This is a genomic window from Bacillus sp. DC4300-2b2 (genome assembly GCF_049895685.1).
Lineage (GTDB): Bacteria > Bacillota > Bacilli > Bacillales > Bacillaceae > Bacillus > Bacillus safensis.
Genome location: NZ_JAFCSW010000002.1, coordinates 1 through 13,406 on the forward strand (window position 1 = coordinate 1; position 13,406 = coordinate 13,406).

General features: G+C 39.6%; 13 protein-coding genes and 2 pseudogenes. 13 read left to right on the forward strand and 2 right to left on the reverse strand.

Annotated elements, in window-relative coordinates; translation table 11 throughout:
• Together ACP69X_RS04885 and ACP69X_RS04890 are read left to right on the forward strand one after the other, a co-directional pair.
• Positions 1–624: pseudogene (locus ACP69X_RS04885) on the forward strand (LXG family T7SS effector ribonuclease toxin YxiD); the annotation flags it as partial.
• Entirely contained in the window at positions 624–1,064 is a 441-nt protein-coding gene (locus ACP69X_RS04890) for an SMI1/KNR4 family protein (RefSeq protein WP_041085200.1), read from the forward strand. The pseudogene ACP69X_RS04885 and the gene ACP69X_RS04890, both read left to right, overlap by 1 nt.
• 422 nt (positions 1,065–1,486) lie before the next feature.
• Here the strand turns inward: ACP69X_RS04890 and ACP69X_RS04895 are convergent, their stop codons facing one another.
• Both ACP69X_RS04895 and ACP69X_RS04900 read right to left on the reverse strand, forming a co-directional pair.
• On the reverse strand, positions 1,487–1,951 hold the full coding sequence (locus tag ACP69X_RS04895) for a hypothetical protein (protein WP_041085199.1): 465 nt from the start codon (positions 1,949–1,951) through the stop codon (positions 1,487–1,489).
• 21 nt (positions 1,952–1,972) lie between these two features.
• Positions 1,973–2,452, reverse strand: a complete 480-nt coding sequence (locus ACP69X_RS04900; protein WP_041085198.1) for a GyrI-like domain-containing protein — start codon at positions 2,450–2,452, stop codon at positions 1,973–1,975.
• A gap of 112 nt (positions 2,453–2,564) precedes the next feature.
• On the opposite strand from ACP69X_RS04900, the gene ACP69X_RS04905 reads away from it, so the two are divergent.
• The 11 genes and pseudogenes from ACP69X_RS04905 to ACP69X_RS04955 all read left to right on the forward strand — a co-directional run bounded on the left by ACP69X_RS04905 (position 2,565) and on the right by ACP69X_RS04955 (position 13,398).
• Entirely contained in the window at positions 2,565–3,527 is a 963-nt protein-coding gene (locus ACP69X_RS04905) for a helix-turn-helix transcriptional regulator (RefSeq protein WP_075611472.1), read from the forward strand.
• Between the two features lie 106 nt (positions 3,528–3,633).
• Positions 3,634–3,795: pseudogene (locus tag ACP69X_RS04910) on the forward strand (T7SS effector LXG polymorphic toxin); the annotation flags it as partial.
• A gap of 34 nt (positions 3,796–3,829) precedes the next feature.
• A complete protein-coding gene (locus ACP69X_RS04915) occupies positions 3,830–4,270 on the forward strand; it encodes a rhs-associated protein (RefSeq protein WP_411242213.1) in 441 nt (146 codons plus the stop codon).
• 317 nt (positions 4,271–4,587) lie between these two features.
• Positions 4,588–6,624, forward strand: a complete 2,037-nt coding sequence (locus ACP69X_RS04920; protein WP_330221708.1) for a BglG family transcription antiterminator — start codon at positions 4,588–4,590, stop codon at positions 6,622–6,624.
• A gap of 15 nt (positions 6,625–6,639) precedes the next feature.
• On the forward strand, positions 6,640–6,906 hold the full coding sequence (locus ACP69X_RS04925) for a PTS sugar transporter subunit IIB (RefSeq protein ID WP_039179043.1): 267 nt from the start codon (positions 6,640–6,642) through the stop codon (positions 6,904–6,906).
• A 25-nt stretch (positions 6,907–6,931) separates the two neighbouring features.
• Complete coding sequence (locus ACP69X_RS04930) at positions 6,932–8,194, forward strand: PTS ascorbate transporter subunit IIC (RefSeq protein WP_041085194.1); 1,263 nt, start codon at positions 6,932–6,934, stop codon at positions 8,192–8,194.
• A 17-nt stretch (positions 8,195–8,211) separates the two neighbouring features.
• On the forward strand, positions 8,212–8,904 hold the full coding sequence (gene alsE, locus ACP69X_RS04935) for a D-allulose 6-phosphate 3-epimerase (RefSeq protein WP_041085193.1): 693 nt from the start codon (positions 8,212–8,214) through the stop codon (positions 8,902–8,904).
• Between the two features lie 185 nt (positions 8,905–9,089).
• Positions 9,090–10,130: a LacI family DNA-binding transcriptional regulator gene (locus ACP69X_RS04940; protein WP_426052488.1), complete on the forward strand. Its 1,041-nt coding sequence runs from the start codon at positions 9,090–9,092 to the stop codon at positions 10,128–10,130.
• Between the two features lie 218 nt (positions 10,131–10,348).
• Positions 10,349–11,605 (forward strand): ABC transporter substrate-binding protein, encoded by a 1,257-nt coding sequence (locus ACP69X_RS04945; RefSeq protein ID WP_041085191.1) that lies wholly within the window; start codon positions 10,349–10,351, stop codon positions 11,603–11,605.
• A gap of 30 nt (positions 11,606–11,635) precedes the next feature.
• Positions 11,636–12,568, forward strand: a complete 933-nt coding sequence (locus ACP69X_RS04950; protein ID WP_041085231.1) for a carbohydrate ABC transporter permease — start codon at positions 11,636–11,638, stop codon at positions 12,566–12,568.
• On the forward strand, positions 12,568–13,398 hold the full coding sequence (locus tag ACP69X_RS04955; RefSeq protein ID WP_039179030.1) for a carbohydrate ABC transporter permease: 831 nt from the start codon (positions 12,568–12,570) through the stop codon (positions 13,396–13,398). Before ACP69X_RS04950 ends, ACP69X_RS04955 begins: the two co-directional genes overlap by 1 nt.
• The last annotated feature ends 8 nt before the right edge of the window (positions 13,399–13,406 follow it).

Sequence of the window (13,406 nt, forward strand, 5' to 3'; positions counted from 1 at the left end):
AAAGCATCTCAAAAAGGCTTATATGGCCTCACCGCCACCAACGGCTTCAGCGAAGCAATCACAGGCCGCGATATGTTTGGAAATAAGGTCTCGAAAGAACAGCAGGAAGCGAGTATGAATGCGGCGCTTGGAATGCTTTTGCCGTTTGGAGCGAAAGGGTTTCATGGTAAAATGGGGGTTAAGGGTAATAAGATAGATTCTGATACAATAAAAAAATATATTAGAGATATAGAAGGCCGAACAGGCAGAGAGTTACCTAAAAACCAAACACAGAAGTTGAAGGAAGCCTTAAGAAATAAAGAATATAAAAAAATGTCACCAATAGAAACAGCTAAGCATAGAGCAGAATTTGATAAAGTAAAAAATACAGTAATCAAAAAGTGGGAAGAAAATACTGGGCAAAAGTGGCCTGAGTATAATGAAAATGTCATTTCAGAAAAAACAGGTAAAATAATTAGGAAAAAAGGAGATAAGTATGATGCTCATCATATAATTGAGAATACATTTGGAGGAGAACATGAATGGTGGAATATGCATCCTGCAAAATTCCCAAATGAGCATCAAGCTGGTATTCATGGAAAAGGTTCACCAGCAAACGAACTATTTAAAGGAGGTAAAAAATAATGAGATACGAATCTATAAAGGCAAATCAAGAAAATAGTTTTCATCCAGTAACTGAAAATGAAATAAAAGAGGTTGAAAAGGAACTTGATTTAAAATTTCCTAAAGAGTTAGTTAATTTTTATATAGAGGTTGGCTACGGGTTTATTAAAGGTTCAGAGTTTAATATCAATCGTATTATGGATCCTTATTCCGTAAGAGATTTTCGATTAAGAGTTAATGATTTTGAGTTTTATCCTGATATAGAAATCTATGATGAATTTGAAAATAACAAACTAATATTTTTTGAAGGTAGTGAATCAGCTTTAATGTCAATTGAATTGAATGAAAAGAATAGCAGTCCGGTTTACTATTATGATATTCAAATTGCGACTTCTCTTGAAGAATTTTTAAGAAAAATAGAAGAAAATGATAAATATTACTTGGAGTTACTAGTTGATTAAAAAAATAAAACGCATACCTTGATTGGCTAAATGCTTTTCAAGGTTTTTTGTTTTATTGGACTTCAAATTGAGAAAAAACCGACAAAAAGGGAGATGAGGACCTTTTTCCTGTGTGGGTCACGTATGATAGAGACAAGCCAAAATGAGCACTCACAGCTTTTATAGTGAGTGTTTTTTGAATGAGGGATACTTTACATCTTTTTCTTTGAAGATGAGAAATTCCTTTGAAAAAAGTATAGATGTTAATCAGACAAGCCACTTTAACGGCGAACTTCTTCATAAGAAAATAAGGCTGGTACAATAAACAGAATAACATCCTCTAATATGCATAGAGAATGCTGCTCTGTTTAGAAGGTGGAAATTATTTTAATTTATTTGTTCAATCAGATTCACAAATTCGAGTGAAGAAAGTGTTTCTCAACTCAATATTCCCCTTTAATTTTAAAGAATGACCCACGAATCGTTCCAGCTAGTTTAGACTTCTGCCTAGCAAATTTAAATTTTCCTTCTAATTCCTTTGGTACTTCCATCCCTTCAGAAAGCTTAAAACCAACAGCACGTTTTTTCGGGTCATCCACTGTATACAGGACGTTAATTGCAAGACCATCCTCATAAAAGACGTAGGTCCATTTGATATTTTCTACTTGAAAACTTGCCGTTTCTAAAGGTTTGGCTGCAAACTCTAGTTCACGTTCTTCTTTTAACACTCGGTTCACGTAATCAAGGGTCTCCTGACTATCGCTGGCAGGTAATACTGTAAATTCATGCTTATATTTGTTCATAAAGTAACGAGCCTCATTAGCTCGTAAGCCAGCAAGTGCTTCTGCTACAGGTGAAGACTCTAAACCAATCGTAGACACATGTTTAAAATCAACGATATAAGCCATTTCTATCCCTCCATATCCTTGTTATTTCCGTACAACAGGAATCCACATCTCACCAAGTAATAAGTCGTTACGCTGTCCCATTTCTACCACTGCATTTGGTCCACCAACATAGGCAAAATTCTTTGCTTCAGGCAAGACTTGACCAAATGCAATGCCAGTAAGCGTTTGATGCAATTCATCAGCGGTTTTAGCTTTCCCTTTAACGATTAGATATTCCCCTTTAGGAAATTGAATCACTCTATCCGCTTCTGGTAACGATTCCTCTGTCATGACCCCGACATAATGCATCAGCTTATTATTTACCGCTTCGTTTACGATAAAAATATAGTCATTTGTGGCAATGGCTTTTAAGGTGTCAAGCTTACCTTCTTGGTTGACTGCTTGCCAAAAGTCTGCTTTTTCCTTCGTTATGCCCGCATAGTCTGTGTAATGACTCTTAAGTTCAGTTCCAATACCTAACACGTGAAAGCTGTCTTTTTCTTCTAGTATATAATCTGCCATATTCAACACTTCCTTTTGAAAAATTGATCAAATGTTTTTTCTTTTCACTTGATAAATATATAATAGGCTTAAACCATGTCAAAAAATGATACTGTTTAGGGGGGGGGACCAGATGAAAAAAGTTGAACGGATTAATACCATCATGCGGTATATTAACAACCGCGCCAACTTTACAATTACTGAAATCATGAGAGAATTTCATATCTCTCGTTCGACAGCAATTAGAGACATCAGAGAAATTGAAGCTATGGGGATGCCACTTGTCGCAGAAGTAGGAAGGGACGGAGGATATTTTGTGATGAACAATTCTGTCCTGCCAACTGTCCGTTTTACCGATAATGAGATTAAAGCTCTTTTTATTGCTTTTATGGCCACGAGAAACCAACAACTCCCTTATTTAAAGAGTCGCCAGTCTTTAGCTGAAAAATTACTAGGACTCATCTCTGAAACCCAGCAAGATGACCTTGTTCTGTTAAATCGCCTCTTGCTATTTGAAGGGACCAACCCGAATAATCCTGATCTGCTTGATTTGTCCGATCTCCCTCACCCCATGTTAGAAAAATTAATCCAATTGCTTATTTTGGATCGATATTTACTGATTACCATGAGAGAGGAGAAAGTGATCAAGTCCTATCCTATTTACCTTTTGAACCTTTATCGTGAAAAAAGCCTGTGGTTGATTGAATGCTTTGATGTAAAGGAAGAGAAGAAACGGATTTTGCCTGTCGACAATCTCACAGATGTAGAACCATACTCTTCAAAAAATAGATTAAGCAGGAAAAAGATTTTAGAAAAACTAAGTAAGCAGGAGGAAGTAATCAACCTTGTCCTTGAACTTGGTCCAAAGGCAATTGCACAGTTCAAAAAATACCATCCTTTCAAAATGTCAATATCTTATACGAATCCTTACCAAACTACAGCCATTTTAAAAACTTTTATCAATGTTAATCATTCAGAAGAAATAACCGAAATAACAAATTGGATATTTTTCCTAGGCGATGATATCAAGGTCCGGGAAATGCCTGTAGAAATCTTGGAAAGTTTACAAGAGAGACTACTCCTATATTGTCCATAATCAATGCTGGTTAGACCTCATATTAGATACATGAAGGTGAGTCGTATTTCGAATAAAATCTCAATGAACCACCAATCTTACTTCCATCTTCTGTAGATCTCAGCTGCGGAAGAAAACGGTTAAAGATTTAATAAAACTCGATCAAAATTTAAAAGGTGAATATTCTTTGTTAGAGACAGAGCAGCAAACTACAATGGCATTGTAAGCCGAAATGATGAATGCGACAAATGATGGAACAGCGATTCCTATGAATTTTGATAAGAATGCAGTTAAATACATTTTAGATAAAGGGGTTAATTTTATTGATTTCTTATGATGAAGGTCTAATAAAGGATTTGGAATTAAAAAACCTTCTTAAAAGTGTCAAAGTACATAAAAATCCAGAAATTTATTTAAATTTAATAGAACAAAAATTTGCATTTGGTAGTTCGAAAATAAATTGGTTACAAACGAAGAAACATCATAGTAAGAGCTCAAATAATGAATCTTTACTTCCTGATACTCTTCTATTTATAACTGAATTAAAAGACAAATATTTAGATAATAACTTACAAGTAATTTACATAGGGGATAACCTTACAGAGTTTGGGTACCAGTTTGAATTAAAACATTTAGAAGAGCTACTAGTCTATTTTTTAAATATCCCACAACACCACTACTTTATATCATTAAAAGGTGATTGGTGTATTTGTATTTCATTTGAAAACGATTTGGATTTCGGATTTAGTTTAAACAAAAAATAATTTTAAATGTCACGTATAGGAAAAATAAAAGATGATAAGAAGTGAAAAAACCTTGACTGGCTTTATATCATTCAAGGTTTTTTGAGTTTATTGGTCCTCAACCACGCAAAAGAAGACAAAGAACTCTTTGTATACAAGCCTGAAGCACACTCAATCAGTGTGTTTTTCTTATGAAAAGAGTACACAATCACTGCACAGCACGTGCTGAAGACATTTGGACTTCTTTGACGCATGTGAGTTGATTAGACTTATAAGCAAAGGGAAGAAAGGAGGAATTCCAACTGTACTTAACCAAAAGGGGCACTGCTTTATTATCTATGCTGCTTCACACGACATCTTATCTATCAATAGAAGATTTACAGAATCGGATGAATGTCTCGACTCGAACCGTTTACGCTGAAATCAAACGAATGAACAGCTGGCTGGAAACTCATCAGCTTAGTGGTGTGCAGCGTAAAGACCAACTAGGCTATTATTTAAATCCTCTTGAGAAAGAAATCATTATTCAAAAAGCTGACACCATTCTTGTTGGTCACGATTATGAACCATGTAAAAAGGAACGAAGGGCCATCTTGCTTTTATCCATAGCATGTAGCGAGCATTCCCTAAGAATTGATGATTTTATGAAGATGACAAAGGTGAGCCGAAATACATTGCTCGAGGATATGAAACAGCTAAAAGAGGCGCTTTCAAAGCAGGAGATCACACTCCGCTATCAGGCAGCAAGCGGCTATGTGATTTCAGGAGACGAAAGGGCCATTCGATTGGCCCTCAAACCTTATATACATTTCATTCGCACAATGATAAAAAACGAAAAAACGTTTCCGTCATTTTGGTTAAAGGGACCTATTTCATCCAAACGGGTACACCATCTCCTCCTTCAGTCAGAACAAGAACTTAAGCTTGAATTTGCAGATGAGATGCTGGATCAGCTCTCTTTGGATCTCTTTTTCTACTTCAAGCGGATGAAGCTGGGGCATGCTGTACACATTTCAAACGAAGAAAAGCGAACATTGCAGGAAACAGAGGAATGCTTGGCGGCTATTCGTTTCATGGCGCAGATTCAAAAAGAGACCAGTCTCTTTGTTCATGATGATGAAATCTATTTTCTTAGCACCCTATGGCTCAGTGCCAAAAAACAAAAACTTCCATCAATTAAAAAACCAGAAGAACATCTCATTCGCACCATCGCCAGACAAATGATATTTGACTTTCAGCGATATGCTTGTATTTCCTTTCAAGAACCAAAAGCATTGGAGCAAAACTTAACAATGCATTTAATTCCAGCTTATTACAGGCTCATCTATCACATTGGCATAATCAACGAACTGACGGAGTCTATAAAAAAAACACAGCCAGAAGTGTTTGAAATCACTCAAAAAGTTGCCTGCCATTTAGAAAAGGCGGCATGTTCAAAGCTGAGTGACCATGAAATTGCATATCTCGCCATGCATTTTGGCAGCTGGATGAGAAGAGAAGGAATTTCATCCATTGTTAAGCGTTCTGTCTACATTGTCTGCGGAGAAGGAATCGGCACAAGTTACATGCTGAAAACTCAGCTTCTCGAATTAATCGGCTACATCGAAGTACGAGGGCTGTTATCAAAGCGTGCATATGAAGAATTAGCAGCCGTTGATGCAGATTTCGTTGTGACCACAACACCTATTTCGTTTAAAGGAAAACCAGTTCATCTCGTTCATCCTATTTTAACTGCCTATGAGAAAAAAACATTACTTCAATACGGGAAAGGCTTAGAAACGAAGGTTGACGAGCAGCATGTAAACGCTTTATTCAACATCATTCAGCAGCATACCATCGTACAAAATAAACAAGCACTGCTTCGTGACATTCAGGAGCTGCTTCATCCCACATATGTATCCTATCAGAAAGGATGGAACCCAGTGTTAAACGATTTATTAACAGAACAAACCATCAAGCTCCACCAAACAGCAGACACATGGCAAGAGGCGATAACAAAAGCGGCGCAGCCTTTACTTGATCAAAATGCCATTAAACCAAGTTATGTAGAAGCCATGATTCAGTCTGTTCATCAAAATGGTCCTTATATTGTCATTGCACCACAAGTGGCCATTCCACATGCGAGACCGGAGGATGGCGTGAACAAATTGAGCATGACACTCATGTCATTCAAACAGCCCATTTCGTTTTCAAAAGATGGCAAAAAGCAGGTGCGTCTTGTCATTGTGTTAGCCGCTATTGACAGCATGAGCCACCTGAAAGCACTCAAACAGCTAACCATGCTGTTAAGTGAAGAGAAACGCACGAAACAATTGATTGAAGCAGAAAATTTAGCATCGGTTCAAGAATTAATTGATCAATTTTCACAAGTATAAAGGAGGAAAAAGACAATGAAAAAAATTCTTGTTGTGTGTGGAAACGGGTTAGGAAGCAGCTTTATTGTAGAAATGAATGTAAAAAAAGCATTAGAAGAATTAGGTCTTAAAGCTGAAGTGGATCATACCGATCTCAGTACAAGTAAAAATGAACAAGCAGATCTTTATATCGGCGCAGCTGATATTATTGACCAGCTAAATGACGGCACAAGAAATGTGGCTGGCTTAAATAATTTGTTAGACCAGAAAGCCATTAAGGACGTCCTTCGTCAACACATTTAAGTCATGAAAAAGGGGGATTCACATCATGATAGAACTGATCATGAACGATATATTGGGCACACCTGCCATTCTCATCGGTTTATTTGCTCTAGCCGGTTTACTTTTGCAGAAAAAATCAGCCGCAGATACTGTGTCAGGCACCTTGAAAACAACCATGGGTTTCTTAATATTAGGGGCGGGCGCTACAGTCGTCTCTGATTCACTCGGGGTTTTTCGAAAGATGTTTGAAGCAGCCTTTCACATTCAAGGGGTTGTCCCAAATACAGATGCTATGGCCGCTATTGCTCAAAAGGAATTCGGTACACAGACAGCACTCATCATGATTTTTGGTATGCTGGTCAATTTGTTACTGGCAAAATTCACACCCTTTAAATACGTCTTTTTGACTGGGCATCATACGTTGTATATGGCGGCTATGCTCGCCGTCGTTCTCTCAACAGCCGGCATGCACGGGTGGCTGCTCATCTCAACTGGTTCAATGATATTAGGTGCAGCTATGGTCATTGCACCCGCAATCCTTCAGCCGTTTACGAGGAAAGTCACCGGAAGCAATGATCTCGCGCTCGGACACTTCAGTACTTTCGGTTATTTTACTGCGGGAATGATCGGCAAATGGGTTGGTTCTCCAGAAAAATCAACGGAAACCATTCAAGTGCCTAAATCACTCGGTTTTCTAAGAGATACATCTGTTGCCATTTCGATTACGATGGCTTTGCTGTTCTTTGCGATTGCACCGTTTGCAGGAATTCCTTTTATAGAACAAATTAGCGGTGGCACGAACTTCGCTGTCTTCATTCTCATTCAGGCGATTACGTTTGCTGCTGGTGTGTACATTATTTTAGCAGGGGTACGGATGGCCATTGGCGAGATCGTACCTGCGTTTAAAGGGATTGCCGATCGTTTCGTGAAGGGAGCAAAGCCGGCACTTGATGCGCCAACCGTTTTTCCATTTGCGCCAAATGCGGTCATTATCGGTTTTTTATGCAGCTTTGCAGGAGGCATCGTATCCATTTTTCTTTTACCTTTGTTTGGTTTAACTGTCATTGTCCCTGGTCTTGTCCCGCACTTTTTTTGCGGTGCTACAGCAGGAGTGTATGGCAATGCAACAGGAGGGGTAAGAGGTGCTGTCGCTGGGTCCTTTGTAAATGGATTGCTTCTTTCCTTTTTACCTGCTTGTTTATTACCTGTGCTCGGAACCCTCGGCTTTGAAGGGACAACGTTTGGAGATACAGACTTTGGTATCATCGGAATCTTAATTGGATTGATCAAGTTTTTATTTCAGCTGTAAAAAGGAGGAGACTGAGATTGACAGCCACTTTTTCACCTTCACTGATGTGCATGGATCTCACGCACTTCCGTGAACAAATTCATCTTCTCAACACGAGAGCAGACCGGTACCATGTCGATGTAATGGATGGGCATTATGTGAAGAATATGACGTTATCACCCTTTTTCATTGAACAGCTTCGGAAACTGACAAATTTACCGATTGATGTTCATCTAATGGCTGAACACCCCCAGGAATTTTTAATCGATGCGTGTATTGATGCAGGCGCAACGATGATTTGTTTACACCCAGAAGTCGTGCAGAAAGATGCCTTTCGAATCATCCGGCATATTCACCAAAGAAAATGTGAGGTTGGCTTTGTTTTAAACCCCGCCACACCAGTTGCAGCATTAGATTCCTTTATTCATTTAATAGACCGAGTGACGATCATGACGATCGATCCAGGCTTTGCCGGACAGCCTTTTATTAAAGAAATGCTTCAGAAAATTAAACAGGTAAAAGATATCAAAAAACATGGAGGATACTCGTTTTCAATTGAAGTAGACGGCTCTTGTAATGAGAGCACGTTCCGGCTGCTTGCTGAGGCTGGAAATGAGATCTACATCATCGGCACCTCAGGTTTATTTGGACTTCATAAACAACTCGACACTGCTTGGGAAACAATGAAGCAAATATTTGCAAAAGAAACAGCTTCAATCGAATCACGTTAGTAAAAGAGAGGATGAAACCCATCCTCTTTTTTTACGCAATTTTACTAAAACAATATTTACTCACCAAAACTTACCCAAAAACAAAATAAAAATCGCAAATCTACAATTGAAAGCGCTTCATTAATATGTTATCCTTCAAATATCTTTAGTAAATATTTAGTCAAATAACGATGAGGAGTTTGCCTATGACCACACTCAAAGATATTGCTCATGATGCAAAAGTGTCCGTTTCCACTGTATCCCGTGTGTTAAATGGCGATCAAACACTTGCCGTTTCACATGCAACGAGACAAAACATCCTCGACATTGCTAAGAAGTTAAACTATACCCCAGTGAGAGCAAGAAAAGCCGATCAAGCAGAAGAAAAAAGCCAATCTGAATCCCCAGTCATCGGTATCGTTGTCGCTCAATCCATTGACGAAGAATTAAATGATCCCTTTTTTTCATCGATTCGAAAAGGAATTGAAAAAGAATATGCCAAACAAGGCCTGTCTACTCTCCATACCTTTCGCCTAAGAAGCATGGATAAAGGGGCGATGCTAAAGGATATTGACGGCTTGATCGTCATTGGACGAATCAGCCCCGATACGGTTGAAAAAATGACAAATCGAATGGAACACATTGTTTTTATCAATCATTATGCAGATGAAGATTTGTATGATTGTGTACATGTGGATTTTGTCAGAGCGGCAGATCGCGCCATTCGTCATCTGCAATCTCTTGGCTATTCACATCTAGGCTATATTGGCGGGAAAGAGCGAGAGCATTATTTCGAAGGCAATGCTGTGATTGAGGACGAAAGACAAACGACGTTTATGAAAAGAATGCAGGAGGCGGGAGCTCTTCATATGGAAGACATCCACATTGGTGAATACTCCATGCATGAAGGCTATACGCTTATGCAGCAAGCTATCAAAAAGGGAAAACTGCCGCAGGCCTTTTTCATTGGAAGTGACTCTATGGCAATCGGGGCAATGCGCGCTCTCCATGAAGCCGGTCTACACGTTCCTTCAGATGTATCCATTGTTGGGTTTAATGATATTGAAGCCGCATCATTTGCAAGCCCGCCGCTTACGACCATCAAAGTATATACAGAAGAAATGGGGGAAGTTGGTCTGAAGCTTTTGCTTGAGAGAATAAACGGAAGAAAACTTCCTCTAAAAGTCGTCGTGCCAACAACACTCATCGAGCGAGGCAGTACATGTCTCATCCATGAAAGGGGGTGAACCATAGATTTCAGCAAATAAAAAAGAGACAAAAAAGCAGAAAACAAGCTGCTTAGCATGATGGCCAGATCATGCTAAGAACAAGGCAGCCTGCCGGTATGCTCTCTTATCTCTTTGAAAAGAATAGGATTCCAGTATAATGGACTTCTTTTGTTTCCGCAACTGCATGAATTCTACCGATTATCGTCTGAATTTTCAGTGATCAAAAGGAGGAAACCATGAATAAAAAAATCATGCTGCTGACTGCAGCCATTTTCTTGACCATGATTTTGTCTGCTTGCGGCAATAACGGCTCTTCTGAAGCAAATGGAAAGGTCACCTTGACGCTATTTTCAACGATGAGCAACAGCGGGGAAAGAAAAGCGTTTGAAGAAGTGATTCGTGAGTTTGAAAAGGAGCATCAACACATTCGAATCGATGCCAATTTCCCAGGCAACAGCTATGAAGATATGATCCGCGTCAAAATGGGGGCAAACGATATGCCAGACCTTTTTGATACACATGGCTGGGCCAAACTGCGCTATAGCGAGTATGTGGCTGATTTAAAAGAGATGGATTGGGTCAAACATCTTGATCCTTCACTCGACCAAATTTTAAAGGACCAAGATGGCAAAGTGTACGCTTATCCACTGAATCAAGCAAAAGACGGGCTTAGCTTTAATGCCAATCTATTAAAGGAATATGGCATTGAAGTTCCTAGAACACTTGATGAACTAAAATCAGCTTTGCTGACAGTGAAAGAAAAAAGCAAAGGAGATGTTGTGCCGCTCTGGATACCAGGAGGAGATAACTCAAATATTGCCCAAGTATTTGATGAGCTGGCGACGCCTTTATTAATCACCGATCAAAAGCATCAATACGGAAAGGAACTTGAAAACGGATCATTTGATTGGTCTCTTTATACACCGCTTGCACAATTCATGAAAGATTTGAAGGATCAAGACCTTTTAAACAAGGATGTCCTGACAGCGAAACTCTCTCAAGCACCGGAACTCATGGCGCAAAACAAAATCGCCTTCACCTTTGTCGGAGGATCCCTAGGACCTGAAGCAACAGAGCTGAATTCATCGATCAAAGTAGGCACGATGCCTGTTCCAGCCATTCATGAGGGAGATGATCAAAGCTGGATTGGAGGAGAACGGTTTACTGTCGCTGCTTGGAAAGACTCTAAGCATCTAAAAGAAGCAAAGCAATTCATCGATTTTTTAGCAAAGCCTGAAAACGCAAAAAAAATCGCAGAGGGTACATCCTCTGAAACAGCTCTAAAACAAGTGAAAGCGAAAAACTATTACTCTACATTTTACGATCAATACAAACAGGTGAAGATTGAACCGTATTTCGATCGAAAATACTTACCAAGCGGAATGTGGGCGGTCATGGCAACAACGGGGCAAGAATTATTAGCAGGCTCCATCACACCAGAACAGTTGTCAAAGAAAATGGAAGAGGAATATAAGCGTCTGAAAAAACAATAGCTGATGGATGCTGAAACAGGAGTGAAGCCAATGAATGACATCACAAAAGCAAAGCAGCCAGCCGCATTCACCTCTTTACCAAAACAAAAGATACAAAAACGCCACAATTCATCACTTTGGTGGATGTACATGCCAGCTGTTCTCGTCGTCAGTACCTTTATCATTTATCCCTTTTTGAACGGCATTCAGCTTTCTTTTACGAATTGGAACGGTTTCTCACAAACTTATCAATGGATTGGTCTTGAGCAATATGAGCGGCTGCTTCATGATCAAGCGACATGGCTTGTTGTCAAAAACACGCTTTTCTATGGAATTGGGAGCACCATCTTACAAAATATCATCGGACTTGGATATGCGCTCTTATTAAATCAAAGCTTAAAGATGAAAGCCATCACAAGAACGGTCATCTATTTACCTGTCATGATCAGCCCGATTGCGATGGGCTATATTTGGTATTTTGTGTTTGCTTACCAAGGCGGTGCTTTAAATGATGTGGTGACGCTTTTGGGATTTGATCAAATGAATGCGCTCGGCAACCCGCAATTAAACACATGTATCATTGTGCTCGTCAACACATATCAATTCGTTGGGATTGCGATGATCATTTATTTAGCAGGACTTCAAAGTATTCCTAAGGATTATTACGAAGCGGCACAATTAGACGGGGCATCGAGCCTCGAGCAATTCAGACGGATCACATTGCCACTGCTTATGCCGTCGATCACCATTAATGTTGTGCTAAATGTCATTGGCGGGCTCAAGCTCTTTGATGTCATTGTAGCACTCACAGGCGGCGGTCCTGGAGATTCCTCACAATCTATGTCGACCTTTATGTATGATCTGTATTTCAAGCGTCAGGATGCAGGCTATGCAGCGACGCAAGGGGTTTTCATGGCGCTCATCATCCTTGTCATTAGTGTCGCAGCGCTGACTTATTTCAAACGAAAGGAGACCGAGGTGTGATGGATAACGCCTATAAACGCAAGAAAAGATGGTACTCCTTCCTCGCACTATTGATTACATTGCTACACCTCATTCCATTTTATATTTTGGTGACGACTTCATTAAAGGGGATAGGAGATTTTAGTTCAAAATGGCTGTTTCCGAAAGCGCTGCACCTTGAAAACTTCCGCACAGCATGGACAGAGGCTCAGCTTGGCCAGTCCTTTTTGAATACAGTGATCATTACGTTCAGCTCCGCTGTATTGCTCATTATATTTGGATCTCTTGCAGCCTATCCGCTTGCAAGAAGGAACACCAAGCTGAATAAAGCAGTCTATGTTTTATTTATTGCCATTATGGTCATTCCGCCGCTCACAGCCCTTGTCCCGCTCTATAAAATGGTCGTTCAAATCGGGATGATGAACACCTATCAAATTGCTATTTTAAATAATGTGGCTGCTTTTTTGCCGCTGACGATTTTCTTATACGCGGGCTTTATCCGGTCGACCATTCCAAAGGAGCTTGAAGAAGCTGCCCGTATTGATGGAGCAGGGACACTCAGAGTTTTTTTCACTGTCGTTTTTCCGCTTCTAAAGCCCATTACCGCTTCTGTATTAATCATTGCCTGCGTGTATATTTGGAACGACTATCAATTTGCTATCTTCTTTTTGCAAGATAAAGAGATGCATACACTCACGGTCGCCTTATCCCATTTTTTTGGTCAAAATCAGCATCAGCTTCAGCTCGTTGGTGCAGCTGCCCTCATTGCGATGCTGCCAATGGTTACGATGTTTTTACTTTTACAAAAATATTTTATCGCAGGGCTTTCACAAGGGTCTATCAAAGGCTAGCCCAATAT

Bases quoted from the DNA above. Each gene is read 5' to 3' on its own strand.
- ACP69X_RS04890 (WP_041085200.1), top strand. From the start codon at position 624: ATGAGATACGAATCTATAAAGGCAAATCAAGAAAATAGTTTTCATCCA.
- ACP69X_RS04895 (WP_041085199.1), bottom strand. From the start codon at position 1,951: ATGGCTTATATCGTTGATTTTAAACATGTGTCTACGATTGGTTTAGAG.
- ACP69X_RS04900 (WP_041085198.1), bottom strand. From the start codon at position 2,452: ATGGCAGATTATATACTAGAAGAAAAAGACAGCTTTCACGTGTTAGGT.
- ACP69X_RS04905 (WP_075611472.1), top strand. From the start codon at position 2,565: ATGAAAAAAGTTGAACGGATTAATACCATCATGCGGTATATTAACAAC.
- ACP69X_RS04920 (WP_330221708.1), top strand. From the start codon at position 4,588: ATGCTGCTTCACACGACATCTTATCTATCAATAGAAGATTTACAGAAT.
- ACP69X_RS04925 (WP_039179043.1), top strand. From the start codon at position 6,640: ATGAAAAAAATTCTTGTTGTGTGTGGAAACGGGTTAGGAAGCAGCTTT.
- ACP69X_RS04930 (WP_041085194.1), top strand. From the start codon at position 6,932: ATGATAGAACTGATCATGAACGATATATTGGGCACACCTGCCATTCTC.
- ACP69X_RS04940 (WP_426052488.1), top strand. From the start codon at position 9,090: ATGACCACACTCAAAGATATTGCTCATGATGCAAAAGTGTCCGTTTCC.
- ACP69X_RS04945 (WP_041085191.1), top strand. From the start codon at position 10,349: ATGAATAAAAAAATCATGCTGCTGACTGCAGCCATTTTCTTGACCATG.
- ACP69X_RS04950 (WP_041085231.1), top strand. From the start codon at position 11,636: ATGAATGACATCACAAAAGCAAAGCAGCCAGCCGCATTCACCTCTTTA.
- ACP69X_RS04955 (WP_039179030.1), top strand. From the start codon at position 12,568: ATGGATAACGCCTATAAACGCAAGAAAAGATGGTACTCCTTCCTCGCA.